The following is a 26,130-nucleotide window of genomic DNA, read 5'->3' on the forward strand; positions in this document are numbered from 1 at the left end:
GGAACACATGAGCAAACCCGCCACGAAAGCGGCAAACAGCCCGTTCTATTTGGCACGAATGGAGGCTGCGAAGGTCAACGACCGATTCAGCAGCCGCGAAGGAGCAGCAGACGAAACGGGCATTGACCGCACCCGGCTGGCCCGCATAGAGCTGGACAGCATCACCCCATACCCGGAAGAAGTTATGCTTCTGGCCGATGCCTACGACGCCCCGCAGCTTTTGAATTTCTATTGTTCGACGTGCTGCCCGATTGGCCGCCAGAACGTGAAGCCCTGCGCCTTGCAGGAGTTCGACCGCGTTATGATGCAGGCACTTGCCGCATTGCAGGGCGCAGACAAAGTTAGTGCCGCCATTATTTCTATTGCCAGGGATGGCCGCGTGGACCCCGGCGAGGATGTGCAGATGGGCGAGATCCTGGCCTACATGAAGAACGTTGCCAGCACAGCGGAGGCAATGCAGCTTTGGATCAAGAAGAATTTGAAAGGAGATGCCTACAATGGCAAGAAGTAAGAAAAGCACCCGGGAGCCTTCCAAAATGGTGCGGGTGGACGAGGCAATGGAGATTTTGAGCGTTTCTAAGTCTACCGCCTACCACACCATCCAGAAGTTTAACAACGAGCTCCGCGCCAAGGGTTACGAAGTGCCCCGGGGCCGCGTTCCTCGCAGCTATTTCATGCAGCGGTGCGGCTTATGAGTGAAGAAGAAACCAGAGAGCGCACCAGCGCGATTCTCGGCCACCCTGTGAGCGATTCCGCGTGGTCGGAAGCCTGGGAGAAGGCCAAAAGAAAAATCCGCCATATCGCAGAGTTCTGCGGGTATGACGGATGCAGAGAGCAGCCCGGCTATATGGCGCAGATTGCCGCGGAGTACATCCGCGAGGCCGCGTTTTCAGCCTGGACAATAATGGACAATAAAGAGAAGGGCCGCCAAAAATTGACGACCCCAGAACACACACCAACAGTTTATCACGTTTTTTACGCAAAATCAAGGAGGACACACAATGGAGCTTTTGACGTTGAGCCTTGAAAACTTCCAGGGCTTGAAGCATGAAGAAATCCAGCTGGACGGCCACAGCGCCAGCATTTACGGCCGGAACGCCAGCGGCAAGACCACCATCTTCAACGCCATCACCTGGCTGCTTTTCGGCAAGCCGAGCACATGGGCAAAGAACTGGGACCCCAAGACGAAGGGCCCCAACGGCGACTTGCACAACCTGGAACACAGCGCAACCGGCACCTTCCGGCTGGACGACGGCCAGACCGTGATCCTGAAAAAGACCTTCCACGAGGTTTGGAAGCGCAAGCGCGGCAGTGCAGCCGAGGAGTATTCCGGGAATACCATTGACTACCAGATCAACGGCGTTCCCTGCAAAGAAAAAGAGTACACGGCGGCCGTCCAGGAGTATTGCGGCGGCGAGGAAACCATGAAGCTGCTGACCATGCCCGACTACTTCCCATCCGTTATGGACTGGCAGAAGCGCCGGGAAATCCTTTTGGACATTTGCGGCGACGTTTCCGACGCTGACGTGATCGACAGCACCCCGGAGCTCAAAGAGCTGCCCGAGTTCCTTAAAATGCCCGGCAGCGCGACCAAACTTTATAAGGTGGACGAGTACCGCAAAATTGCGGCCGCCAAGAAAACGGACCTGAACAAGAAGATCGAAGCCATTCCGAACCGCATTGACGAGGCGACCCGTGCCATCGACAAGGACCTCCCGGCGGCCGAAGACCTGGCGGACAAGCTGACCGCAGCAGAGGCCGAGGAGGCCAAGATCGCCGAGGAGAAGCGGGCGATTCTGGCCGGTGACACTTCCGAGCTCCGCAGTTCCCTGGCAAACGCCAAGGCGGACTACGCAGCAGCAAAAGCCGCGTACATTGAGGAGGGCAGCGAGGCCAGGGCCGAGTACCGCAAGGCCCAGGAAAAGGCGGAAAACGAGCTTTTGGAGGCCAAGACAGAGGCCGCCAACGCTACCGCGGACGCCCGGCGCAAAAAAGCGGACCTGGAACACATGAAGGTCCGCCGGGCCGAAATTCTGGACGAGTACAAGGAAGCGGCGGCCGAAACCTGGGACGAGCACCGCGAGATCTGCCCGACCTGCGGCCAGGCATTGCCGGAGGAAAAGGTGGAGGAGCTCCGCGCAGACTTCCTCCAGCGCCGGTCCGCCAAGCTGGAAGCCATCAACGCCAAGGGCAAAAAAGAAGCCAGCAAGGAAACTATTGCCCAGCTTGAACAGGACATTGCGGCCCTCGAAGAAAAGGCGACAGCGGCCGAGGCCCGCGCCGATGAAATTTATTCCGCCCGCATAGAGGCCATCAAGGCGGAGCCGCCCCGCCCGGATTTCTCCGAAACCGAGCGCGGCCAGGCCATTGCGAAGACCATCCAGACAATTTCCGGCCAGATCGAGGCAGCCGAGCAGAAGCAGAGCGCGGCCCTTCGTGAAGTGAACGAGCGCCAGCAGGCAGCCATGAACAACTGCCGCCAGATCCGCTATATGCAGAGCCAGACGGCGGCCGCAGAACGCCAGCGCCAGCGCATTGCGGAACTTGAAGCCGAGGAAAAGAGCCTGGCTGCCGAGTACGAGAAGACCGAACAGGGCGTTTACCTCTGTGAAGTCTTCGTAAAAACCAAAGTGGCCCTGCTGACCGAGCGGATCAACAGCAAGTTTAAGTCAGTGAGCTTCCAACTTTTCCGGGAGCAGACGAACGGCGGCCTTGCTGACTGCTGCGAAGTTCTGGTGCCCGGTGAGGGCGGCGCCATGGTGCCGTATTCCACCGCCAACAAGGCGGCTGTGGTAAACGCTGGCCTGGAAATTATCGCCACGCTTTCCCACCATTACGGCGTCCGGCTGCCGATTGTGGTAGACAACGCCGAGAGCGTGACCGAGCTTCTCCCTGTTGATTCCCAGGTGATCCGCCTGGTCGTGAGCGCAGAAGACGAAAGCCTGCGCGTGGAGGTAGACAAATGAACGAATCTTTTATGCGGAAGGTTTACGAGGAAGGGGCCGAATCAGCCGAAAGCACGATGCAGCAGGGCTTGAATTTCTACGGCCAGCAGTTCAAGAACCTTATCAAGACCTTTCCGGGCACGGATGCGCCCATTTTCCTTGCGGCAATGAAGTCTGTTCACGACGGCATCCGCGGCGTTCTTCCCGCGAACGGCCCGGAGCTGGAAGACGACATTTTGCGGCACACCGCCACGATTGTGATTCCGATTCCGGGAGGGAAGAAATGAGCGCCCCAGACAAGGACCGGGAGCCCGGCACGTTTATGATCCAGGCCTGCCGCTGCCGCCGCTGCGGTGGCCTGCTGACCAGCAAAGAGGGCGTAAGAAACGGCATCGGCCACGTTTGCCGCATGAAAGCCCTTCGAGAAATGCCGGACCCGAACCAGGTAACGGTTTTTGACGTCCTGAACGACAAAGAGGAGAACACACATGAAAAATAACTTTCCGTTCCACCCGCCCTGGAAGAAGCCGGAGGAGCCCAAGGCAGCCCCGGAAACTTCGCTGTATCTGCCCCGGGCTGTTGAGCTGACCATGGAGCAGCACAAGCCGGAAGAAGGCCTGCGGGTGCTGCTGGAAGGCTTTGCGCACTACTTCAACTGTATTGCGGAAGCCCTGGGGCCTTACCCGATGGCGGACACCGCCATGTTGATTATGCTCCACCGCCACATCGCCGCCAGCCTGGCAAAGCAGGACCCGGCGGCCGCACAGATGGCGGACGAGCTTGCAAAATCCGTAAAGCTTCCGCCCGTAGACTTCTACGCGGCCAGCAAGAAATAAAAAAATGGAGGAACACACATGAACGCAGAGAACAACGCAGCAATGACCCCCGCAGCCGAAAACGCAGTGGCAGAAACCGTCACCGAGAGCATCGGCACCCGCTTCACCAAAAAGGTGCTGGCCCAGTTCGCCAACAGCACCGGCAGCCAGGTGGAAGTAACGGACTTCCAGCGCCGCCTTATCCAGGGCTATTTTATTCAGATCGACCGCGCCCTGGCTACGGCGGAGGAAAACCGCGTGGCGAAGAACGCGAAGAACCGTGACCACAAGTATGATGAAACCCTCCCCGTAACGTGGAAGTTCGTCAACCTCCAAGACCTGGCAATGGACCTGGTGCGCTACGCCCGCATGGGCCTGGATATGCAGTGCGAAAATATGTTGTTCCCGATTCCCTACAAGAACAACAGAACGAATCTGTATGACGTGACCCTGATGCCCGGTTATAACGGCATCCGCTATGTTGCCCTGAAATATGCGCAGCGCCCGCCCAAGTCGGACACGGTCGAGCTTGTTTATAGCAACGACAAGTTCACCCCGCACCCGAAGGACAGCCGCCACCCGGTCGCTTCCTACGAGTTCGAGGTCGTGAACCCCTTTGACCGCGGCGACATTGTGGGCGGCTTTGGCTACCTTGAATATGACGACCCGACCCAGAACGAGCTCATTATTATGCCCATGGCTGCCATTCGGAAGCGGATGCCCAAGTATGCAAGTGCCGAGTTCTGGGGAGGCACGAAACAGGTTTACAACAAGGAAACCGGCAAGAAGGAAGACACCACCGTGGAAGGCTGGCTGGATGAAATGTGCCGCAAGACCCTGATCCGCGAGGTTTTCAGTGCAAAGCACATTGTCCGCGACCCTGAAAAGCTGGATGAAGATTACCGCGTGATGAAGGCCAGAGAAGTTGCCTATGCAGAGATCCAGGCAGAGGCCGAGATCCAGGAGCAGGCCAACACCGTTCTGATCGACACCAGCGCCCCGCAGCCTGCGGCACCCGCCAGCCTGCCGGAGCCCAAGAAAACGATCCGGGTTGACGCCAACACCGGCGAAGTTCTGGAACCCCAGGCGACACCCGCAGCACAGCCCACCGGCCGGAAGGCAGCCCCGGCACAGTGGGACGTTGCGGAACCGGATTTTTAAGTGGAAATTCGACCCATTGCCAGCGGCAGCAGCGGCAACGCCTATTGGATCTCCGATGGCAAAACCCCGCTGCTGCTTGACGCTGGTATTCCCTTGAAGGCAATCCAGATAGGCTGCGGCTTCCGTGTGCGAGAGCTGAAAGGCTGCTTTATTACGCACTGCCACGGGGACCACAGCAAGGCAGCAGGCGCCCTTCTGCGCTACGGCGTGGACGTTTACACCGGCCAGGGCACCATTGATGCCTGCCACCTGGAAGGCCACAGGCTGCACGTTACGCGGCCGCTTGAACAGTTTACCGTGGGAACCTTCCTGGTTTTGCCCTTCGATGTGGAGCACGACGCGCCGGATTCACAAGGCTTTCTGCTGGAATCGACCGCAACCGGCGAAAAGCTGCTCTATTTCACAGATACCTATTACCTGAAATATAAGTTTTCCGGCATTACCCACATTTTGGGCGAGTGCAACTACACCCGGGAGAGGGTGCAAGAAAACCTTGCGGAAGACGTGCTTCCGACAGTACGCGCCGCCCGGCTGATGCACAGCCACATGAGCCTCCAACACCTGGTTGAATTTTTGGAGGCCAGCGACCTATCGCGCCTGAAACAAATTTACCTGGTGCACCTTTCGGCGGAAAATTCGGACGAAGCCGAAATGAAACGCGAGATCCAGCGGCTTACGGGCGCGGAAGTGTACGTTTGTTAATTTTTCACGATGGAGGACGACATGGCCGGGGTAAAAATTGAACAGGGGACCTTGACGCACCGGAAAACGCTGCGCCTTAAAGGCCTGCTGGGGATAGGCGTCGCCCAGGCAGTCGGCCACCTCGCAATGCTTTGGGTTTGGGCCGCGAACAACGCAAAGGACGGCAGCCTGGTGGGATTGACGCCAACGGAGATCGCAGAGGTTTCCGGGTGGGCAGGCGAACCGGCCGACTTTCTGGCGGCCCTTGTGGATGCCGGTTACATAGACCATACGCCGGACGGCTTCCGGCTCCATGACTGGGCCGAGAACACAGGCCAGATAGAAGCGGAGGCCCGCCGGGAGGCGGCACGAGAACGGCAACGGAGATTCAAAGAGCGGAAGCGGGCAGAGAAGGCCGCAGAGGCCGCCAGGGCAGAAACGAACAAAGTTCCTGCACCGGCACAAAAACCGCTTGTCGTAGCCCCGCAGCCGCCGCAGAGAGCGGAACCACGAACGGACCCGGAACTGGCCCGAGCCGGGCAATTTTACTTGAACAACATCAACCCAACGCCGCCGCGCTGGGAGCTTGAAGACCTGACCCAGGCGGTCGCGGACTTCGGCGCCGACGTGGTGATCCACGCAATGGAAATCGCCCAGAGGAACAAAGCCCCGAACTGGAAATACGTCCGCGGCGTTCTGGCTCGGTATAGGGACAAGGGCGTGAAGGACCTGGACGCGGCCGTGGATGCAGATAAATGGACAAAGGAGGAAGCAAGAAATGGAAAAGCTGGGCGATATGATCGCCAGCGGGACACAATCCCGGCAACCCAAGACCTCGCAGGATTCCACACCGCGTGAAACTTCCATCCTGGCAGACGAGGCAATCCGCCGCGGCTACAAGATGGACAAACCGGCCCCGGCACCGGAACACTGTAAATTTTGCGGCAAAACCCTGCAATACAGAGGCTTCCTCCTTCCGGCCATTTCCAAGACCCGCGTTTTTGGCTGGGATTCGCGGCCGGAGCGCTGCAACTGCCCCAGGGCGCAAGCCTACTGGGAGAGAGTGGAGGCCAAGAACAAGGCCGCAGAGGAGGCAAAGGCAGCAGCAGAGGCCGCCGCAGCCTTCAACCGGCGTATAAACCGGCTGCTGGGTGACAGCGGCATGGGCGCCCGATTCCAGAACCGGACCTTTGATCGCTTCCGGGTGACGCCGGAAAACCAGAAGGCCTATACCGCCTGCAAGGAGTATGCGGCAGCCTTCAAAGCGCAGATGCTTCCCGGCAAGGGAAAGGACGGCGAGGCGGTGCCGCCGCAGCAGGAGCGCAACGGCCTTTTCTTGGTGGGCGGCTATGGCACCGGCAAAACGCATCTGGCCGCAGCTGTGGCAAACGAGCTGATCCGCAACGGCACCCCGGCGCTGTGCATGACCATGATCGACCTTCTGGCGAACGTGCGCCGGACCTACAGCGGCCAGGGCGACGAAGCGGACATTTTGAAGCTCTACACCGAAACCCCGCTGCTGATTATTGACGACCTGGGCAGCGAGGCCGCGACGGAGTGGACTTCATCCATGATCTTCACCATCGTAAACGCCCGCTATGAAGCCTATATGCCGGTGATCGTAACGACCAACTGCGGCACCGAAGAACTGACCCGGAGCCTGACCCCGGCCGGATGCAGCGAACGGAACGCCCAGAAGATGATTGACCGCCTCCGGGAAATGTGCCTTGCAGTTCCCCTTGACGGCCCTTCGTGGAGGGCGAAATGAGCGCAGAGAATGGCCGGTGCTACCGGATCTGTAAGATCTGTGGGAACCGCTGGAACGTGAGCCGCATAACAAAAGGCGGCGGTAAATCCTACGTCTGCCCCCTCTGCGAGTGGCAGAAGAAAATTAAAGCCCAGGGAGGACAGCATGAGAGGTTACAACACATTCGCAAACCGCGGCCGTGACTTTGAAGACTTCGTTATCCAGGTGAACGACCTATACACCCGCAGCGGCAAGGCTGTGGTCTACAAAGTTCCGACCGAGTTCCTACCGATACGCGACGGCACCGGCCAGATCAAGAGCTGCAAGGTGGAGCATAAATCTTGCGTTGACTTCCTGGGCCGCTACAATGGCACCCCTGTTGCGGTAGAAGCAAAGCAGACCCACACCGGCCGAATTGATTTTGACGCGGTGCAGCCCCACCAGGCGGCCTTCCTGGACGCCTGGACGACCGACAAGTCGGTGGGCATGATCCTGGTTAGCTTCAACCTTCGCCGCTTCTTTGCCGTTCCCTGGCCCTTCTGGCGGGCAGCCAGGACCGCATGGGCCACCCAGAGAGGAACGGCCAAGCAGAAACGCACACCGCCCACCGTGACGGCCTACGGCCAGACCTGGACGCCGCCGCCCATGGCGAGCGCGGCCCCGGAAGATTTTCTTCCGGCCTGGGAAGTGCACCTCGGCGGCCGCACCGGCCTGCCGTACCTAGAAACCATTGAAAAGCTGGAAGGAGTTCTGGAATGAGTGACGATATTTATTTAGCCCGCTTCGAGTATGCGAAGCTGACGGAGCAGGCCGCGATCCCCGTTATTATCGTGACGGCAAACCAGGACGACTACCCGCGGCGCTATGTTGCCCGCCTTTGGGACATGAGCGTCCCGACGAGCACCCAATACATGGTTCTGGAAGATACCCTGGAAGACTTACGAAAGGCAATTCCGGCCGAAATGAGCCGCCTTCCGGCAGCACCGGACGACAGCATTGTGGAAGCCTGGCTTTGAGGAGAAACATATGAAGAAGACTATTGTTTGCGTGGCCCTTGCAGCAATGATTCTGACGGGATGCGGGAAGATTGAAAAAGCACTTGAGGGAAGGCCACCGAAAGATGGCGACGAAATCGGGAAAGCGGACTGGTTTATCAGCGTAATGAGACCGCAACCGCTGGTTTATGCGAAAGATACAAAGATTTTGTATTACATAGATTACAGCGGTGTGTATGGCGTATTTGCAGTTCCATATTATAACGAACAGGGGAAAATTTGCCGTTATATTGACGGCCAGATTGTACCGGTGGAGTAAGGAGAAACACATGGAAAAAGTACGTTTTGAAGCCTTCAACGTTGAAGAACTGCGCGTCCTGCGCCGGGCCTGCTATGAGGCGGGCGCCGCATTTGGCGACCCGGGCCACACGGCCACGGAGCGGGCCATGCTGGACGACCTGGCCGTGGAGATCCTCGGCGAACTGAAAAAGAAGGAGGCAGCGGCCGCCCGGCAGAAGCAGGAAGAACCGCTGGAAAAGACAGTGGCAAAGGCTGTGGAGGATTCCGTGAAGGAAGTGGTGGACCGGCTGCCATTTGAACCGAAGACGTTCCAGCGCCCAGCACCGCATAAAGAACGCATTGTACAGCGGCCGAACATTCCCGCCATGGTGAAACCTACGCTGCCCACCGAAAGCGCCCACAGAGCCCCGGAGGCGCCCACTGCGGCAAAGTTCACGGGTTTCTTGTATATACGCTGCGAGAAGTGCGGCCAGGAACGCGGATTCTGCGCAAAAACGCCCATTTCTTCGTGCTACTGCCGGGAGTGCGGCGGGAAAACGGAGCTCAAAAATATGCGCCAGGTCAAGATCTGGTGCGAGTGCGGCAGCGCTTACCGCTACCATACGAACATCCAGGATGCCGCGTTTGATATGCCTTGCCTGAACTGTGAGGCTCCGGTGGCGCTTGAATGGAACGAGAATAAGAACAGATACCAGCCCATGAACAGCGAGCCCTCAAAGGCCCGCAGAGGCCGGAAATAAGGCGAAAGGAGAGAACACACAATGAGCAGCACAGACAACCTCCCGCGCCCGGCGGACAGCCCTTGCCTTAAATGTGCCTCCGCTGGCTGCACGAGCATTACTGTGGGCAAAGGTGGAGACCGCAAGACCTTCCCGGGCTGCGCGATCTGGCAGCAATGGTTTTCCGACCGCTGGCAGGGCTACCAGGCAACTGCCTACAAAATGAAGTGCCTTCGGAAGGCACGGGAGGAACGAAAATGAGCGAGAACGTATTTGTTGGAGCCGATTCCTTCCGCCGCCTTCTTCTTGGCGCTGCCGGAGGCTACGAGCTGCAAGGCCACCATGAGGCAGCCGAAACCGTTCTGCACGTCATTGACGCACTGGACGAATTGACAACCGGCGGAAAGGGAAGGAGCCAAGCGGACGAAGACCAGGAGGCCATGAACAGATACATCAAGAAAAAGACCCGCGCCCGCAGCGTGGCAAAAGCCGAGACGGACCCGTTCGCGGAACTGGAAGGCTGGGAAAGCCTGGAACAGATCCAAGAGGCCTATGGCTACGGCGAGATCACCTCCGACCGCCGGGACAAGCTGACGGACTTGTGGGAGGCCAGAGAGGCAGCACAGCGCAAGGGAAAGAAAGATGGCAAATATCACGACCTTGTAACCGATATGTTGACCCGGGCTATTCGTAGCGTTGGAAATGAGTATGCGGACGAGATTGTCGCGTATGAGGAGGAACGCCGGATGCGGCGCAGCTATTACGAGAAGGTGGAGAACAGGGCAAACGGCTTCCAGGAAGAAGAACCTGACCCTTTGAGCCCCGCCATGGCCGCCGTTGTGACGGCTATGCAGGCCGCCAAGGTTTCGGAAGTGACCGGCGCACCGCTGCCGAAACCTCTTACATGGCACTGCATAAGCGCACCGTCCCTTGAAAGAATGCGCCCCGGTGCATGGTATGAGTGCCCAGTTTGCGGCGGCAAGATGAATGTGCAGCGGGAGGCCTGCCCGTACTGCCACACACGCCTGGAACCGGAAGAAGGGAGCACGAAAACGTGAAAGAAAGAAAAATCAGCGTATACGTCTGTGATCGCTGCGGCAAAGAGTTTGACAGCCAAGAGGGATGCGAGCTCCACGAAAGGAACTGTATTGAAACCTTTGAGAACGCCACAACGGAGCATTTGGCGGAATTTTTGGAAGGCATTGCACGCAGCTGCGACTTGTACGCACGCCCGGCGTTTACCGGAGTTCCGGCGCAGACTTTCAAAAGCGCCATGAACGAAGCTGCCCGGCGGCTGCGGGAGGGCCAGAAATGAAGGACGTAGAGCGTTTCACCGAGGAAGCAAAGATGGAGGCTATGGACGCCTGGAACCGCTTTGCGGAAGCACTGGCGGACCTTGGGAGGACGGCGGAAGAAGCCACGGAAACGGCGGCCCGGAATTTCAACGACATTGCAAGGAGGTTGAAAAATAAATGAGCAGCGGAAAAACAGCCCCGCCCTTCGCTGCCTGGGCAATCGACCTCCACAAGCGCTTCCCGCACTGGCCCTATAAGAAGCCAAGGCCGGGCCATGATGGCTTCCGGCTCCTGGACGGCCCGGCGCCTGACTTCCACCGCATGACCGCGGAAGAATTTGAAACCCTGCCCCCTCATATATGGATGGACGTCAAAAAGACCCTGCCGCCCCTGGAACACCCGGTTTTAACCGTGGACGCCTACGGCAACTACCACACCAACACCGAATACATAGACACCCCGGAGATCCCGTTCTGCATCACCTACAACGACGGCCGTTTCTGGCCGCCGATTGCGTGGAGCAAGTTCGAGCCGTTAAAACAGGGCGGTGATTGATGAATGAGTGATGAAAAGGCAGAACGCCCACCGCTGGTCTGGGAATTCAGCACCCCGACAGACTACAACTCGAAAGATTTTCCGTTTTTCTACTGGACCGCGCACCAGATGCGACCAGAAGAAAGGGAAAAGTTCATTTTACCGAAGGAGGACCCACGCATGGACATGGGCAGAAACAGCGAACATTACAGCGACCCCACACCCGGCACGGCCTGGGAGAATATGCGCAGGGAGGAAAAGCGGCTGGATGCCGCCCGCCTTGTTGTGGTTTCGGCCCTGGTGCCGATTCTGCGCCAGACGGCCGAGCTTGCAGGCTTTGAGATCATCGGCCGCATACCGCTGCGCGACAAGATGACCGGGAAGGAGTACAGATAAATGGAAGGATTTGATTTTTTCGGCTTGGCAGCCAAAGAAAGCCGCGAGCCTGAAACCCGGGAGCTTCCGCGCCGGATTCTTTTTCGTGGGAAGCTGAAAAGTGGTGAATGGGCCCGCGGGAACCTGAACGTTGACAGCAAGGGAATCTGTATTATCCGCCCCGGCAAAAACGTTGTGGGCAAATACGGCCGCGTGAACCCTGAAACCGTGGGGCAAGCTACCGGTATCCTGGACAAGCGCGCCCGGGACATTTTCGAGGGCGATATTTTGAAGATTCACCACAAAACGTCCCTGCCCGTCGGCCTGGCCGTGGTGAAGTACGACAAAAAGTGGAGCGCTTTTAGAGCTTTTCCGGTAGATCGCCCCTGGTGCGCCTGCCGGATCGCATACCCGGACGAAATCGTGGGTAACATTTACGACAACCCGGACCTTTTGAAACAGGGAGAGGACACACAAAAATGATGAATAAAAGTGCCATCGACTGGTGCGATTTTTCATGGAACCCCGTCACCGGCTGCAATTTTGGCTGTGAATACTGCTACGCCCGCCGCCAGGCCACCCGATTTTCCGGGAACACCCGCCTGAACATGACGAACGAGCAGCTTAAAACGGAAACCGCCGGGCTTTACATTCTGGAACAACCTTTTAAGAACTACAACGGCGCCGTTCTTCCGTTCCCGGCCGGATTTGCCCCGACCTTCCACAAATACCGCCTGGGAGACCCGGCGAAGAAAAAGAAGCCTGCGAACATTTTCGTTTGCAGCATGGCGGACCTTTTCGGGAACTGGATTCCAGAAGAATGGATCGAGGCAGTTTTTGAAGCCTGCAAGGCGGCGCCCCAGCACAATTACTTATTCCTGACCAAGAACCCAGGCCGCTACCAGACCCTTGCAGCAGCGGGAAAGCTGCCGGAGCTTCCGAACTTCTGGTATGGCAGCAGCATAACGGGCCCGGAAAACAGTTTTTGGTGGAGCGAATACCACCACACCTTTGTGAGTTATGAACCCATGCTTAAACCCCTGGGCATTGCAGACGGGGACGCCGCCGCAAAGGTTGACTGGATCATTGCCGGAGCCGAAACCGGCCACAGGTCGGGGAAAATCACCCCAGAAGAAGGCTGGCTGGAAGAACTGGCAGCCGCAGCACGAAGGGCAGGCGTCCCGCTTTGGATCAAAGACAGCGAGGAGATCCGCGCTGTGATAGGTGGAGAACCGGCCCAGGCCTTGCCGGATGCGCTTAAACGCCCCAAGGACCGCCCCACGCCGCACTGCTCCGAGTGTGAGCACTGCGTTAAGACCCAGGAGGGCCAGAGAGGCACCCGGAAAGACTGCGCCATTGGATGGACGGCCGAGGGCTACGAGGACGGAGGCCCCCGCCACATCCCCACCAGAGGAAACCGCCAGTCCCCCGACTGGTGCCCGAGAAGAAAGGATGATGCAGAATGAACAGCCGCGAGAACATGGGCGCCCTGGGCACCCGTATTGCCAACATGGGCCAGACCCTTATGCAGACCGCGATCCGCACCGGCGTTGCCGCAGGCGTGAGCGCAGCGGCCGCACACATTGAGGAAGAACACCAGAAGGAGGCCAAGGAGCGCACGGACCGGCGTCTCCATAACACCCGGCTCCTGCTGAAAAACTACCGCCTTTTGAAGCGGCACACCGCTGGCGCCATCTACAACGCCAAGCAGGCCAAGGAGAAGGAAAGCGCCGCCAGCATCCTGGACGGCCTGGAAAGCTACACCCGGGACGACAGCCTTTATATTGAGAGCATCAAGCGCAGCCAGGAGCGCACGTTGATTATTCTGGCCCACATTGAGAAGATGTTGGACCTCTACCGCGTCTGGTGCCAGCAGAACGGCACAGAGGAGGACGTGAGGCGCTACGAGGTGGTCATGGAAACCTACATCCGGGAGCCGAAAAAAAGTGTACAGGAAATCGCGGGCACTTTTGGCATTGAGCGGCGCACCGTATACAAGGACATCAATGCAGCGATTCAGCCGCTTACCGCCTTGTTTTTCGGCATTGACGCCGTAAAGGCTGCCTAACGTGCGCCAGGGTGCACAAATTGGGCACTGACAGGGCACTTTGAAAGATATATAATACTAGCATGGAGGCTTGAGGATGAATGAAAAACCCTATAACGGCACCCCCCCCCCGCGAGGTGACGCCTGACGGCTTCAAAGTATACTGTGCGTACGACGAGATCGTGGAGATCGACAGCCTGAAACCGAACCCCCGGAACCCTAACCGGCACCCGGAGGCACAAGTGAAGATGCTGGCCCGCATAATCGGGGAACAGGGGTGGCGAGCCCCAATCACCGTGAGCAGGCGCAGCGGCTACATTGTACGCGGCCACGCCCGGCGCCTTGCAGGCTACGAGGCGGGCAGCCAGTACGCCCCCATTGAGTGGCAGGACTACGACAACGACAGCGCCGAAATGGCGGACCTTGTCGCAGACAACCGAATCGCCGAGCTTGCTGTCCTGGACCAGGACGCCATAGCCGGGATTCTGGCCGAGCTCAAAGAGAACACCGACGACCTGGACCCGGAGCTGTCCGGCTTTTCGATGGAGCAGATCGAAGACATGATCGCCAGCAGCAAACCCGACAGGGAAGCCGAGGAGCAGGCCGCGCGCCTGACCCTGGGCGAAAGATTCCTTATTCCGCCCTTCACCGTCCTGGATTCCAGAGGCGGAGCATGGGCCGAAAGGAAGAAGGCCTGGAAGCGCCTCGGTATTCGTTCCGAAGTCGGCCGCGGCGCTGACGACGACAACACGAAGGCGGGCTTGACTTATAACATAAGCAGCCAGCCGCCGGGTGCCTACAAGGCCAAGAACGCCTATGAGGAGAAAATCGGGCAGAAAATAAGCTGGGAGGAGTTCGCAGAGCTTTTCCCGGATGCCATGGCGTACAGCGCCACGTCCATTTTTGACCCGGTCCTCTGTGAGCTGGCCTACCGCTGGTTTTGCCCGCAGGGCGGCACGATCATTGACCCCTTTGCAGGCGGCAGCGTTCGCGGCGTGGTGGCGGCCCTTACCGGCCGGAAATACACCGGCTGCGATTTAAGCAGCCGCCAGATTGAGGCCAACGTGAACAACTGGGAAGAAATCTCCCACGTTAGCGTCCTGGACGATGCGCCAGAGGTGACACCGCCCACATGGATAAACGGCGACAGTTCCCACATTGACGAGCTGGCGCCGGGAGAATATGACCTCTTTTTCACTTGCCCGCCCTATGCGGATCTTGAAGTGTACAGCGACAAGCCCGAGGACCTTTCAAACAAGGATTACCCCGAGTTCTTGCAGCTTTACCGCAATGTTATCCGCCGGGCAACCGCTATGCTGAAACCTGACAGCTTTGCCGTTATTGTGGTGAGCGACCTTCGGGACAAGAAGGGCTTTTACCGCAATTTCATTTCTGACACCATCGACGCCTTCCAGGACGTGGGCCTGATGCTTTACAACGAAGCGATTCTGGTAAACACGGCCGGAGGGCTGGCAATCCGCGTGGGGAAGCAGTTCGAGCACAGCCGGAAGATGGGCAAAGACCACCAGAACGTCCTTGTGTTCTGTAACGGCGACCCTGCCCAAAGCGCGGCCTTCCGCACGGAAGACCCGCAGGAATACACAGAGGACATAAACGACTATCTGAAAGCCGGAGCGGGCAAACTTGGCGTGAACCATGAAAAAGTCCTGGTTTTCGCCAAGGGCGACCCGGAGAAGGCCGCGGAGATCATCGGAACGCCGGAAACCGCAGAGGAAGCCGACCAGTACGACAACACGGCCTTATTAAAAGAAATTCTCGGAGAAGATACCGGGGACGAATAACAGCGCAGGAGGCCCGGGAGCAATCCCGGGCCTTACTTTTTACCAGGAAGGAGGAAAGAACCATGGCACACACGGGACAGCGGGACCCCTGGGAAAAGCTGCCCGGCGAAACAGCCCGGCAGTATGAGTGCTTCTGTGCTTACCGCGATATGCGGTATTTGGAGAAGCCGAAGAAGCCCGGCGACGTTGTCCGGCCGGATTTTACCGTCCGCCGCAGTATTCGCGGCCTGGCTGAACAGCTGGGAGTTACCCGCAAGAGCTTGGAGCCCATGAGCGCGAAGTTTGACTGGGTGGCGAGGGCGGAGGAGTACGACAACTATATTTTGGACTGCGTGGCAGCCAAGAACACGGCCAACATCGTAAAGATGCACGAGAAACACGCGGCCATTGCGGAACAGATGTTGCGCAAGGCCACCGGCCGCCTGCTGACCATCCCAGACGGCGACATAGACGCAAACGCTGTCGTTCGTATGGTTGATATAGGCGTAAAAGTGGAGCGGTTGAGCCGTGGAGAGCCCACGGAGAACCGCTCCGTTACCCATGGCGGCGCCTTGGAAGTGGAGAGCACCCAGCGCGCAGACCTTTCCGCCCTTTCTGACGAGGAATTGAGCCAGCTTGCCGGACTACTGGAAAAATCTAGCCCAGGTTGACCCGGCGGCGCTTCTCCGACAGGTCCGCAGGGAACAGGCGGAACGGAACCTCCCCGAGTTCATCCGCCAGGCCTGGCCCATCATTGAGCCCGGCACGACGTTTATTGATAACTGGCACATTGACTGCATCGGCGAATACCTGGAAGCGGTGAACCGCGGCCAGATAACGCGCCTGATCGTAAATATGCCGCCCCGCCACATGAAGTCCCTGGAAATTACAGTGTGCTATCCGGCCTGGACGTGGGTAAAACACCCGGAACGGCGATTCATAAAGGTTAGCTATTCAGACAGTTTGAGCCGCAAGCACAATGTTTTGACCCGTGACATTATACAATCCCCATGGTATGCAGCCAACTGGGGGGACCGGTTTAGCCTAAAGGACGACGTGAACCGGCAAAACGAATTTAAGAACAACCACCAAGGCCTTATGTTTTCAACATCTGTCGGCGGCGCGCTGACCGGTGAAGGCGGCGACTGCATCATCCTGGACGACCCGCAGAACCCCTTACAAGCCAACAGCGAAACCGAGAGAGAAGCAACCATAGCCTTCTTCAAAAACACCCTGCAATCCCGTCTGAACGACCCGAAGACGGGCGTTTTTATTATTGTGATGCAGCGCCTTCACGAAAAGGATCTGACCGGCCATATTTTGGCCGAAGACCTGGGCTATACACACCTTTGCCTCCCGGCGGAGGCGCCGCAGCGCACAATAATCACTTTCCCGGTGAGCGGCCGCGAGGTGATCCGCGAGGAAGGCGACATCCTGAACCCACAGCGTTTCGACAAAGAAACCCTTGCGAGCCTTAAAAAGTCCATGGGCTCCTTGCAGTATGCGGGCCAGTATGAACAGACCCCCGCTCCGGCGGACGGCCTGATCTTTAAGCGCGAATGGCTGCAAAACTTCTTCGACCCCAAAGCAGCACCACACCAAAGTATGCTTATCCAGTCCTGGGATATGGCCTTCACCAAGAGCGAAGGAAGCGCGAAGGTGGCGGGCTACATTGTGGGCCGGAGCGGCGCAGACATTTACATTTGGGACCTGGTAAACGAAAAAATGACCTTTACCGAGAGCGTGGCGGCCGTGCGCACCCTGACGGGCAAATGGCCGAAAGCCAGGGCAAAGGTTATAGAGAACAAGGCCAACGGCCCTGCAATCGTTGACCTGTTGAAAAAACAGATTCCCGGCATGGTAGAGTTTAACCCGAAGGGCAGCAAGCAAGAACGTGCCCTTTCCGTTACACCCTACTTTGAAGCCGGGAATATTCATTTTCCGAAGCCGGAAACGGCGCCCTGGGTGCATGACACCATCCAGGATCTATTGATGTTCCCAAAGGGCGAATACAAGGACGATATAGACGCACTTGTGCAGGCTATCTTGTACTTGATGGACAAGCCCGCCAAGAGCCCGCCAAAGGCAGAAACGATGCTTTCCAAGAGCAGCTATTGGCGGAGATAAACAGAAGGAGGAAAACGCGTGACAACCCGAAAAGGAGAAGTCGGCCGCATAGGCCAAAAGCGCTATGGCGGCGTCTTCTATGAAGAATTTCTACCGGAACTGCGCGGCCGCCGGGGCATGGCGGTGTATAGCGAAATGGCGGCGAATGACGACCTTGTGGGCGCCATTCTGTACGCCATTAAAATGCTGATCCGGCAAGTGGACTGGAACGTGGCGCCCGGCGGCGCTTCCGAGAAGGACCAGGAAGCCGCAGACTTCGTACTGGAATGTATGGCCGATATGCAAGACACCTGGACGGACACGATCAGCGAAATCTTGTCCTTCCTGACTTTCGGCTGGTCTGCCCACGAGATCGTTTACAAGCGCCGGTGCGGCAGCAGCCGGGACCCGCGCCTGAACAGCAAGTACAACGACAGCCTGGTGGGCTGGATGAAACTCCCCATCCGCTCCCAAGAGAGCCTTTACCAATGGGAGTATGACGAGAACGACAACCTTGTCGCCATGACCCAGATGCCCCCGCCGAATTTTGAGCTTATCACGATTCCGGCGGAAAAGCTGCTTTTCTTCCGCACGGAGAGCAGCAAGGGCAACCCGGAGGGTCGCAGCATCCTGCGCAACGCCTACCGCTCCTGGTATTTTAAGCGTAGAATCCAGGAGATTGAAGGCATTGGCATTGAACGCGACCTTGCGGGCTTCCCGGTGCTGACTGCGCCGGAAGGCCTTGACATTTGGGATCAGAACGACCCTGATATGGCCGCCATTCTGAAAAACGCCCAGGCTATTGTTCAAAATATCCGCCGGGACCACCTGGAAGGCCTTGTGCTTCCGTCCGGCTGGAAGTTGGAGCTTTTGAGCAGCGGCGGCGACCGGCAGTTTGATACGAACAAAGTTATTGACCGCTACGACACACGAATCGCCATGACCGTTATGGCGGATTTTGTGCTGCTGGGCCACCAGCAGACCGGCTCCTTTGCGTTGAGTGACAACAAGACGCATATTTTTTCCATGGCAATCGGAGCCTTTCTGGACGTGATCTGTGAAACCTTCAACAATAAGGCCATTCCTGACCTTATGAAGATGAACGGCGAGCACTTCGCAGGCCTTACGGACTACCCGCACCTTACCCACGGCGACGTAGAGGACGTGGACCTGGACAAGCTGGGCAACTACTTGAAGAACGTCACGACCTCCGGCCTCCTGGTGCCCGACGAGGGCGTGGAGGATTACATCCGCGAGGCCGCCGGGCTGCCGAAGCGGCTTGACGATTATGTGCCGATACCTGGCGAGGACCGCGAGCCGGGCAAGGTGAGAACCGCCCAGAAGCCGGAGAAGACCGGCGGCGACAAGATGCGCGGCCTTGACGATGAGGAGCCGAAAGAAGACCCGGCGGCGGTAGAAAAGGCGAGAAAGGACCTGGGGAGGGACTAAAATGTTTAGTATTCGCAAGGCGCGGGCACCGACGCCCCACGACTTCGTGGTGAAATCTAAGCCCAAGAAGTCGAAGGCGGGCAAAGATGTCCTTAAAAAGCTGAACGACTACCTGAACTCGGCTTCCAGTGAGCCGATGTACTTCCTTCACAACTTTTGGAAGGCCCAGAGCAACGCCGTCACCTACAAAGAACTTCGTGAAGCCATTATGAACGGCTACCTTGACGAAGCGACCCTCCAAGCGTGGCAGCAAGATTACTCCCTCTTTGTGAAAAGCCACCTTGAACCCATCTGGCAGCAGGCAGCCAAAGCCGGAGCCGATGCCCTGGCGGCGTCGGCTTCCGGCGGATGGGTTTTTGACCCCATGAGCGACGCCATGACGGCCTGGATCAAAGACCACGGCGCCGAGTGGGTAACGAAAATAAACAATGAAACCCGGGACGCCATGCGCGCCATGATCGAGGCCAGCACAAAGGGCCAGTTCACGGTGGACGAGCTTTCCCGGGCAATCCGGCCGCTTATCGGCCTGACAGAACCACAGGCGGCCGCAAACCTGAAATATTACGCCGGCGTTAAGAAAAACCTCCTTGACAACGGCGTGAAGGCGGCAGCGGCCACCAAGAAGGCCAGGGAGCAGGCTTATAAGTATGCCGACAGGCAGCTCCGGCAGCGAGCCTATACCATTGCCATCACAGAGAACGCCGCAGCGTACTGCGCCGGGTATCGTGAGGGCACAGCCCAAGCCCAGGCACAAGGCTACCTTGGGAAAGGCGTTTATGTTTTTTCGACTGCTGACGATGAAGACGTCTGCCCGGTATGCGGCGCCCTGAACGGCACCGAAACCGACGCGGAGGGAAGCTACCACATCGGCACAACAAAAATGGCCTTCAAGATGGGCCCACATCCGCCGGTGCATCCGCGCTGCCGGTGCGCTGAATACTTCGAGGAAAAGGAACCGCCCGTCTTTCTGCCCCAGCAGCCCGCACAGGACGTTATACAGCCGTGGCCGGGTAATTTGCCGGACCCGGGCGAAAGGGACACAGACGACAGCCAGGCCTTTGTGGCGGGCAGCTTGAAAGTGCCGGACGGCATGACCTCAAACGGCCCTGTCCACCTGGGCAACACTGGCAAGATGTACGATTACACCGACGCCAACGGCTGGGAATGGTATTTCAAACCCGCCCAGAGCAAGGGCGGGCAGTATGAGCCTTTCCGAGCGTATGCGCAGGAAGCTGGCTACAAGGTGCAGTCCATCGTGGACCCGGACACGGCCGTCCCGGTGGGCGTTGGCACCATTGACGGAAAATTTGGAGCCTTCCAGGAGAAAGTGAAAACCTCCGCCGGAGGGATTGACCTTGAATCCTGGCAGCTGGGCGCAGCTTCCGACCTCCCGCCGGAAATAACGGCGCAGATCCAGCGCGAGCACGTCACAGACTGGCTTCTGGGCAACTTCGACGCCCACGGCGAAAACTTCCTGACCGACCAGGAGGGCCGAATCGTTGGCATTGACAAGGAACAGGCCTTCCGCTACATGGGCGACGCCAAAAGCCATGTAATGAGCTACACATACCACCCGAACAGCGCATACGGCGAAACAGAGCCGGTCTACAACACCCTTTTCCGCCGGTTTGCGGAGGAGGACATAGACCTGAACCTCCAAGACACCCTGCCGTATATAAAGCGAGTGGAGAGCATCCCAGATAAAGAATACCGCGAGATCTTCCGCTCCTATGCCGAGGCCCTACACGGCCAAGGAAAAGAAGCGGAAAAGCTACTGGACGAGATCGTGGAGCGGAAAAGCACCCTCCGCGAAACCTACCGCACGTTTTACGAAAGCCTTCTGACGGAACGCACCGGCACGAAGGCTTCTTTTGTTTGGGCGGACGAGGCCACGGCCGTTGCAAAGCAGCCACTTGCAGCCGTGCAGATCACCCCGCAGGCAGCTAAAGGCATGACCGTCCAAGACCTGAAACAGATTGCAAAGAGCAAGGGCGTTGCCTACTACGGCAAAATGAGCAAGGCCCAGCTGGTGCAGGCCGTGACGGACCCTGTGAAAGCCGCAGAGCTTTCCCAGGAAGTGAAGGCCAAGGCTGCCGCAAATGCGGCCGCACGAAAGGCAAAAGCCCAGTACACGGCCCCGCAGGCGGCAATCCCGAAGGGCATTAAGGGCGCCGGAGAAATTTTCTCCGACCTGTCCAAAGTGCCCACCACACAGGAGGGAATCCCCATTGCTTCCGACCGTGGCAGCGTGGAGGGCCTTGTCCTTCGCGCCCGGCGGATGAACATTGACGGCGCCGAGGTTTACGAGGTGAGCGGGAAGCTCACGCAAGGGACCTGGGAGCGGGCATTGAAGACGATTAAGTCCAACAGCACAACCGAAGCCCTGGAATTTGAGGAAGCCTCCAAGACGAGCGCCTTTTTCAATTCCGGCGGTTTAAGCCTTGGCGTAAATACGAAGTGCCAGGCTGTCCACGATGGGGAAAAGACCTTGCAGATCTACACCCACGAGGGCGGCGAATACTACTCCTGGCAGGGCTTTTTCCGGGCCCGTGTGCCGGTGACGGCAGACGGCGGGTTTGATGCCCTGGAAATGAAAGACCTGTTGCAGACGGCGGGCCTTGACGACCTGGCGGCAACACCTACGGCGGAAGCCGAAAAACGCCTTGTGAAATCCCGCCTGATCTGGCAGAACGCCCCTTCCCGCGTCCCGGAGTATGAAAATCTGACCGGTGACGCCCTGGACAAGAAGCTGGACGAAATCCTAAAGGACCTGGGCATTGACCAGAAGCGGGTGGACGGCGTGGAGCTGCGCAAGGTATGCGACGGCTACGCGGTCTATTACGACCCGGAACAGGCCAAAGCCTTGAAGGCTGCGGGCGCAGATTACGTTTGGTGTGGCGTTGGCAGCGCTGACAGCGTGGTTTCTATCATTCAGAGCGGCGGCCTTCGCAGCACAAACCGGCGCTGCCTTTCCGGCATCCGGCTGACCGGTGCAAGCCCCAGCGCCGACATGGAAAGCGGCGGCGCAGATAACGTTTTCACCCGTATCGGAACGAAAGCGGGTCGTGGTCATATTCGGTATGATGATAGTTTTTGCGGCAGCGGCTACCGCCTTATCATTGATGAAGCGGAGCTGGGCCGCACAGACTGGTACGCATACACCGGCGACAGCTACGGCACGACCAAGCCGAGCCGCCTTCACAGCCGCCAGGGCTCCGAGGAGTTCGTGAAAGGGCAGAATAAATCTTTTCGGCCCAGCAATGAAATCATGTTCCGCCAGGGCATCCCGGCCACGTCTATACAGAAGATTCGCTGCCCGGGTGAGCATGAGCGCGGCAGGCTGCTGCAAGCGTTCCGCAACGCGGGAATAACGGAAGTGAACGGAGTGCCCATTGAAGATTTTGTGGAGGTTGGCGATCTGCTATGAACAGACGGTTTGTTTACACCATCAAGCGCCCGGGCGACAAGAAGCCCACCGGCCTTGCCCTGAACTGCCACCTTTGGCACGGTGCCTTCCGCTACTTTGACATGGAACGCGGCCACGAGGTCCCCGGCAAGGTGACGGAGGACGGAGAGGACACCTTCACGTTTACTTCGGAGGGCTACGCACCCGGAGCCTGGCAGTTTGAAAAGCTGACCATTGAGCGCTTCCGGCGCGAAACCTACAAGATCGTGGAAGGCGGCAACTACATTGCCCAGATGATCCGCAGCACGGCGGACCTTCACGAATGGTATCGCAAGAGGTATGGCGAGGCTGCCGGGCTTTGCTATCCCCGCGTAAACAGTGAATGATTTACGCTTAAAAAACGAAATACGCTGAAATTTACGCTGATTTTTGCAAAAATCCTGCAAATTCAGCGAATAAGGAGAAAGCCATGGTTACTTTTAACGAAGCACTCACCGGCAAGAAGCCGCCCGGCAAAGAGCCGAACGACCGCATTGCTGGCACCTTCAAGATCCAGAAATCCGTTGATGAAAAGCGCCTGGCCTTTGGCTGGGCCAGCGTGGCAGCCACGGCCGCGGGCGATACCGTGACGGACTACTACGAGGACATCATCGAGCCCGACGAGCTGGAACAGGCTGCCTATAACTTCGTGCAGTTCTACCGCGAGGGCGGCGAAATGCACGAGCGCGGCGGCTGTGCCGTCCTGGTGGAGAGCGTAATTTTCACCAAGGAAAAAATGGCCGCTATGGGCATCCCGGAGGGCGTTGTCCCGGAAGGCTGGTGGATCGGCTTTAAGGTGACGGACGACGAGGTTTGGGAGAAGGTCAAAGACGGCACTTATCCCATGTTTTCCATTGAGGGCGAGGCCGTCCGCGAGGAAGTGGACGACGAGGAACCCGAGAACTAAATACCGATAAACCAAAGCCTCGGCACCCGCCGAGGCTTTGTTGTTTATAAAAATCTTCAAAGAAAGGAGGAAACGCAAATGGCAACCAAACTTAAAAACCTGAAAATCAAAAAAGTGGACTTCGTGGACAACGGCGCGAACCCTGGCGCGAGTATTGCCCTGTACAAGAGCAAGCCTGCGGAAGGGGAAACGCCTGCCGTGCAGCCCAAGGAGGACACCCCGCCCGAGGAATCTATTTTGAAGCGGATTGTTCACGCCATTGCCAAGAGTATCGGTGCCACCGATGCGCAGGCAGCTGCGGCCGTTGAAGAAGTTTCCAAGAACGCGGACGTCCCCACCTTTGGCGACGCTATGGCCCGCCGCCGGATGCGCCAGACCACAGAGGAAATCTGGGATTACTGTTACGCGCTGAATGACAGTCTGTGCGGCATTGTGGCAAATGCCGACATTACGGCCGAGGACAAAAAGGCCCTCATGGCCCAGAGCTGCGCAGAGTTCGCAGCAGCGACCGAAGCAGCGATCCCGAAGTGGTCCGGCGGTATTCCCGTGAAGTTGGAAAAGGCAGCCCCCGCTCCTCTGACACCCGACAGAATCGAGAACGCCAAAGCAGCCCGCGCCCGTCTGGACGAAATGATCGCCAAGGCGGAGCCGAAGCCCGCGACCGAAAATACACCGCCGGAGCCCCCGAAAGAGGGCACCGACCCGACGCCTCCCGCTGAACCGCAGCAGGAGGAAGAACCCGTGCAGAAAGGAGCATTTGACATGGAAATCGACAAGAGCAAGCTGTCCCCCGAGGAAGTGGCACAGCTGGAAGCAATCGAGAAGAAGGCCGGTATTCCGGCCCAGGCAGCGCCTGCCGTCCCTGCTGGCGTTGAGAAGGCCGCACCCGCCACCCCCGCAGATAACACCACGGGCGGCGAGGAGGACATTTACAAGGGCATCCACCCCGAGGTGGCAAAGGAGATCGCAGAACTGCGCAAGTTCCGCCAGGATGCGGAGAACCGCGAGCTTCTGACCGTTGCCAAAAAGTACGAGCTTCTGGGCAAGAAGCCCGAGGAGCTTGTCCCTGTGCTGAAATCCCTGAAAGCCGCAGGCGGCACCGCCTACAACGACATGATCGGCGTCCTGGACGCAAACCTGGAAGCAGTGCAGAAGTCCGGCGCATTTTCCGAGATCGGCAAGCGCGGCGGCGACCACAGTCACACCACGACAGGCGCGGACGACGCATGGAGCCAGATCGAGAAGAAGGCCGAGGAGATCCGCAAGTCTGCCCCCACCATGGGCTATTACGAGGCTATCGACAAGGCTTGCCAGCAGAACCCCGAGCTTGTCCATGAGTACGAGAACGGCCGCTAAAGAGAGGAGGAAAAGAGTATGAGCATCATCGGTACTGCAACCAATTCCAGCCCGTACCTGGCCGCGCCTGCTGCTGCGGCCATTGAGAACGGCAAGAACCACTTCGTCACCCTGGGCGAGAACGGCGTTTCCTTGGCTACCGAGGGCGCCGCCGCTGTGGGCATCCTGCTGCCTGACACCGAGGACAAGGTGGCGGCAGGCGAGGGCGTGACCGTGCAGATCAAAGACCGCACTCTGGTCCAGGCTGGCGCGGCCGTTACCGCAGGCGACCCGCTGGCGAGCGATGCAAAGGGCCGCGCAATCAAGGCCGTTGCCGAGAAGTATATTATCGGCTATGCCATGGAGAGCGCGACCGCCGCAGACCAGATTATCCACATCCAGATCACCAAGAGCGGCTTTGTGCCGAAGGCGGGTTAAAGGAAAGGAGAGCTAAACCATGAATACCAGAAACACCACCGCGGGCATTGCTGCCGAGATTGCCAAAGGCTGGCAGCCCAACAACTACCTGACCAACATGTCCATGGCCTACTTCCAGAAGCCGGAAGACTATGTGGCAAACAGCATTTTCCCGGTCTGCCCGGTGCAGCTGTCCGCTTCCTACTACTACACGTTCAGCAAGGAAGATCTGGCCCGCGACAACGTGCAGCCTAAGCCTGCCTTCGGCAAGGTTGACCCTGCTGTGATGGGCCAGGAGGACAACACCTACAAGTGCCACGTTGACCAGATCATCCTTGGCATTGACCAGATCGCCGCCCTGAACTACCAGCGCAGCCGTGCCCCCGGCGTGAATGACCCCCGCCGCGCAAAGGTCCGCACCGCCACCGAACAGATGCTGCTGCACCAGGATATTCTGTTTGCAAAGAACTTCTTCAAGAGCGGCGTTTGGAAGCATGAGCTTACCGGCACCAGCAACGGCAGCGGCTCCAACGAGTTTGTGAAGTTCACGGACACTTCTTTTGACCCTATCGGCTTCTTCGACGACCTGCGCACCGACATCAAGCGCCTGGGCCGCCGCAGCCCTAACCGCCTGGCCCTTGGCATCGAGGCTTACAACGCCCTGAAAAACAACCCCTTCGTCAAGGAGAGCGTGAAGTACACCGGCACCACCGCAAACCCGGCCATCGTTACGCCCAACGTACTGGCGCAGCTTTTCGGCGTTGAGCAGGTGAAGATCCTGGAATCCACCTACAACTCCGCAGGCCTGGGCCAGAAGGAAAATATGGAGTTCATCTGCGACCCCAAGGCCGCGCTGCTGTGCTATGCTACCCCGACCCCGCAGATCGACGAGCCCTCCGCGGGCTACATCTTCACCTGGGATATGCTGGGCAACGGCGCTTCCGTCGCCTTTGACCAGTACGAGGGCGAGCCCGGCACCCATGCTGAGTTTATCGAAGGCCTGTGCGCTTCCGACATGAAGAAGACTTCTGACGACCTGGCAATCTTCCTGAAAGAGTGCGTATAAGGAGGCCGCT

General features: G+C 58.3%; 34 protein-coding genes. All 34 read left to right on the forward strand.

The genetic code is table 11. The features are described 5' to 3' along the window. Positions 1-7: 7 nt before the first annotated feature. Positions 8-511 carry a helix-turn-helix transcriptional regulator gene (locus J3352_RS04390; protein ID WP_156065467.1) on the forward strand — a complete coding sequence of 168 codons (504 nt, stop codon included), beginning with the start codon at positions 8-10 and terminating at the stop codon, positions 509-511. Next, on the forward strand, positions 498-695 hold the full coding sequence (locus J3352_RS04395; RefSeq protein ID WP_242699862.1) for a hypothetical protein: 198 nt from the start codon (positions 498-500) through the stop codon (positions 693-695). Before J3352_RS04390 ends, J3352_RS04395 begins: the two co-directional genes overlap by 14 nt. After that, positions 692-1,027, forward strand: a complete 336-nt coding sequence (locus tag J3352_RS04400; RefSeq protein WP_156065465.1) for a hypothetical protein — start codon at positions 692-694, stop codon at positions 1,025-1,027. The genes J3352_RS04395 and J3352_RS04400 overlap by 4 nt, the downstream gene beginning before the upstream one ends. Beyond that, positions 1,002-2,966 (forward strand): AAA family ATPase, encoded by a 1,965-nt coding sequence (locus J3352_RS04405; RefSeq protein ID WP_156065463.1) that lies wholly within the window; start codon positions 1,002-1,004, stop codon positions 2,964-2,966. Before J3352_RS04400 ends, J3352_RS04405 begins: the two co-directional genes overlap by 26 nt. Then, positions 2,963-3,232, forward strand: coding sequence for a hypothetical protein (locus J3352_RS04410; protein ID WP_156065461.1), 270 nt, complete (start codon positions 2,963-2,965; stop codon positions 3,230-3,232). Before J3352_RS04405 ends, J3352_RS04410 begins: the two co-directional genes overlap by 4 nt. Continuing rightward, positions 3,229-3,444, forward strand: coding sequence for a hypothetical protein (locus J3352_RS04415; protein WP_156065459.1), 216 nt, complete (start codon positions 3,229-3,231; stop codon positions 3,442-3,444). Before J3352_RS04410 ends, J3352_RS04415 begins: the two co-directional genes overlap by 4 nt. Next, a complete protein-coding gene (locus tag J3352_RS04420) occupies positions 3,434-3,781 on the forward strand; it encodes a hypothetical protein (RefSeq protein WP_156065457.1) in 348 nt (115 codons plus the stop codon). Before J3352_RS04415 ends, J3352_RS04420 begins: the two co-directional genes overlap by 11 nt. 18 nt (positions 3,782-3,799) lie before the next feature. Then, positions 3,800-4,921 carry a recombinase RecT gene (locus tag J3352_RS04425; protein WP_156065455.1) on the forward strand — a complete coding sequence of 374 codons (1,122 nt, stop codon included), beginning with the start codon at positions 3,800-3,802 and terminating at the stop codon, positions 4,919-4,921. Continuing rightward, a complete protein-coding gene (locus tag J3352_RS04430) occupies positions 4,922-5,623 on the forward strand; it encodes an MBL fold metallo-hydrolase (RefSeq protein ID WP_156065453.1) in 702 nt (233 codons plus the stop codon). Between the two features lie 21 nt (positions 5,624-5,644). Next, positions 5,645-6,460, forward strand: coding sequence for a DnaD domain protein (locus J3352_RS04435; protein WP_197036510.1), 816 nt, complete (start codon positions 5,645-5,647; stop codon positions 6,458-6,460). Further along, complete coding sequence (locus J3352_RS04440) at positions 6,381-7,370, forward strand: ATP-binding protein (protein ID WP_197036509.1); 990 nt, start codon at positions 6,381-6,383, stop codon at positions 7,368-7,370. The genes J3352_RS04435 and J3352_RS04440 overlap by 80 nt, the downstream gene beginning before the upstream one ends. 144 nt (positions 7,371-7,514) lie before the next feature. Continuing rightward, the gene (locus J3352_RS04445; RefSeq protein WP_156065447.1) at positions 7,515-8,108 is read left to right on the forward strand and encodes a Holliday junction resolvase RecU; all 594 of its coding nucleotides are present in this window, start codon (positions 7,515-7,517) and stop codon (positions 8,106-8,108) included. Continuing rightward, complete coding sequence (locus J3352_RS04450) at positions 8,105-8,365, forward strand: hypothetical protein (protein WP_156065444.1); 261 nt, start codon at positions 8,105-8,107, stop codon at positions 8,363-8,365. Before J3352_RS04445 ends, J3352_RS04450 begins: the two co-directional genes overlap by 4 nt. A gap of 10 nt (positions 8,366-8,375) precedes the next feature. Next, on the forward strand, positions 8,376-8,663 hold the full coding sequence (locus J3352_RS04455; RefSeq protein WP_156065442.1) for a hypothetical protein: 288 nt from the start codon (positions 8,376-8,378) through the stop codon (positions 8,661-8,663). Between the two features lie 10 nt (positions 8,664-8,673). Then, complete coding sequence (locus J3352_RS04460) at positions 8,674-9,384, forward strand: hypothetical protein (RefSeq protein WP_156065440.1); 711 nt, start codon at positions 8,674-8,676, stop codon at positions 9,382-9,384. Positions 9,385-9,405: 21 nt separating this feature from the next. Continuing rightward, positions 9,406-9,624, forward strand: a complete 219-nt coding sequence (locus J3352_RS04465) for a hypothetical protein (RefSeq protein ID WP_156065437.1) — start codon at positions 9,406-9,408, stop codon at positions 9,622-9,624. After that, positions 9,621-10,421, forward strand: a complete 801-nt coding sequence (locus J3352_RS04470; protein ID WP_156065435.1) for a hypothetical protein — start codon at positions 9,621-9,623, stop codon at positions 10,419-10,421. The genes J3352_RS04465 and J3352_RS04470 overlap by 4 nt, the downstream gene beginning before the upstream one ends. Beyond that, entirely contained in the window at positions 10,418-10,678 is a 261-nt protein-coding gene (locus J3352_RS04475; RefSeq protein WP_156065433.1) for a hypothetical protein, read from the forward strand. Before J3352_RS04470 ends, J3352_RS04475 begins: the two co-directional genes overlap by 4 nt. Next, positions 10,675-10,839, forward strand: a complete 165-nt coding sequence (locus J3352_RS04480) for a hypothetical protein (RefSeq protein WP_156065431.1) — start codon at positions 10,675-10,677, stop codon at positions 10,837-10,839. Before J3352_RS04475 ends, J3352_RS04480 begins: the two co-directional genes overlap by 4 nt. Next, entirely contained in the window at positions 10,836-11,213 is a 378-nt protein-coding gene (locus J3352_RS04485) for a hypothetical protein (RefSeq protein WP_156065429.1), read from the forward strand. The genes J3352_RS04480 and J3352_RS04485 overlap by 4 nt, the downstream gene beginning before the upstream one ends. A gap of 3 nt (positions 11,214-11,216) precedes the next feature. Next, positions 11,217-11,588, forward strand: a complete 372-nt coding sequence (locus J3352_RS04490) for a hypothetical protein (protein ID WP_156065427.1) — start codon at positions 11,217-11,219, stop codon at positions 11,586-11,588. Next, the gene (locus tag J3352_RS04495) at positions 11,589-12,050 is read left to right on the forward strand and encodes a YopX family protein (protein ID WP_156065425.1); all 462 of its coding nucleotides are present in this window, start codon (positions 11,589-11,591) and stop codon (positions 12,048-12,050) included. After that, positions 12,047-13,033, forward strand: a complete 987-nt coding sequence (locus tag J3352_RS04500; RefSeq protein ID WP_242699863.1) for a DUF5131 family protein — start codon at positions 12,047-12,049, stop codon at positions 13,031-13,033. The genes J3352_RS04495 and J3352_RS04500 overlap by 4 nt, the downstream gene beginning before the upstream one ends. Next, positions 13,030-13,635, forward strand: a complete 606-nt coding sequence (locus J3352_RS04505) for a hypothetical protein (protein ID WP_156065423.1) — start codon at positions 13,030-13,032, stop codon at positions 13,633-13,635. Before J3352_RS04500 ends, J3352_RS04505 begins: the two co-directional genes overlap by 4 nt. 80 nt (positions 13,636-13,715) lie before the next feature. Then, the gene (locus J3352_RS04510) at positions 13,716-15,416 is read left to right on the forward strand and encodes a ParB N-terminal domain-containing protein (RefSeq protein WP_156065421.1); all 1,701 of its coding nucleotides are present in this window, start codon (positions 13,716-13,718) and stop codon (positions 15,414-15,416) included. Between the two features lie 62 nt (positions 15,417-15,478). Continuing rightward, complete coding sequence (locus J3352_RS04515; protein WP_156065419.1) at positions 15,479-16,066, forward strand: hypothetical protein; 588 nt, start codon at positions 15,479-15,481, stop codon at positions 16,064-16,066. After that, positions 16,032-17,522: a phage terminase large subunit gene (terL, locus tag J3352_RS04520; RefSeq protein ID WP_156065417.1), complete on the forward strand. Its 1,491-nt coding sequence runs from the start codon at positions 16,032-16,034 to the stop codon at positions 17,520-17,522. Before J3352_RS04515 ends, terL begins: the two co-directional genes overlap by 35 nt. Positions 17,523-17,540: 18 nt before the next feature. Then, on the forward strand, positions 17,541-18,950 hold the full coding sequence (locus J3352_RS04525; RefSeq protein ID WP_156065415.1) for a hypothetical protein: 1,410 nt from the start codon (positions 17,541-17,543) through the stop codon (positions 18,948-18,950). A gap of 1 nt (position 18,951) precedes the next feature. After that, positions 18,952-22,377 (forward strand): phage minor head protein, encoded by a 3,426-nt coding sequence (locus tag J3352_RS04530; RefSeq protein ID WP_156065413.1) that lies wholly within the window; start codon positions 18,952-18,954, stop codon positions 22,375-22,377. Further along, positions 22,374-22,742, forward strand: coding sequence for a hypothetical protein (locus J3352_RS04535; RefSeq protein WP_156065411.1), 369 nt, complete (start codon positions 22,374-22,376; stop codon positions 22,740-22,742). Before J3352_RS04530 ends, J3352_RS04535 begins: the two co-directional genes overlap by 4 nt. 83 nt (positions 22,743-22,825) lie before the next feature. Beyond that, a complete protein-coding gene (locus J3352_RS04540; RefSeq protein ID WP_156065409.1) occupies positions 22,826-23,302 on the forward strand; it encodes an XkdF-like putative serine protease domain-containing protein in 477 nt (158 codons plus the stop codon). A 78-nt stretch (positions 23,303-23,380) separates the two neighbouring features. After that, positions 23,381-24,658: a hypothetical protein gene (locus tag J3352_RS04545; protein WP_156065407.1), complete on the forward strand. Its 1,278-nt coding sequence runs from the start codon at positions 23,381-23,383 to the stop codon at positions 24,656-24,658. Between the two features lie 18 nt (positions 24,659-24,676). Then, positions 24,677-25,075, forward strand: a complete 399-nt coding sequence (locus tag J3352_RS04550) for a DUF2190 family protein (RefSeq protein WP_156065405.1) — start codon at positions 24,677-24,679, stop codon at positions 25,073-25,075. Between the two features lie 19 nt (positions 25,076-25,094). Further along, complete coding sequence (locus tag J3352_RS04555) at positions 25,095-26,120, forward strand: hypothetical protein (RefSeq protein ID WP_156065403.1); 1,026 nt, start codon at positions 25,095-25,097, stop codon at positions 26,118-26,120. The last annotated feature ends 10 nt before the right edge of the window (positions 26,121-26,130 follow it).

Source organism: Faecalibacterium sp. Marseille-Q4164 (assembly GCF_017377545.1).
Lineage (GTDB): Bacteria > Bacillota > Clostridia > Oscillospirales > Ruminococcaceae > Faecalibacterium > Faecalibacterium duncaniae.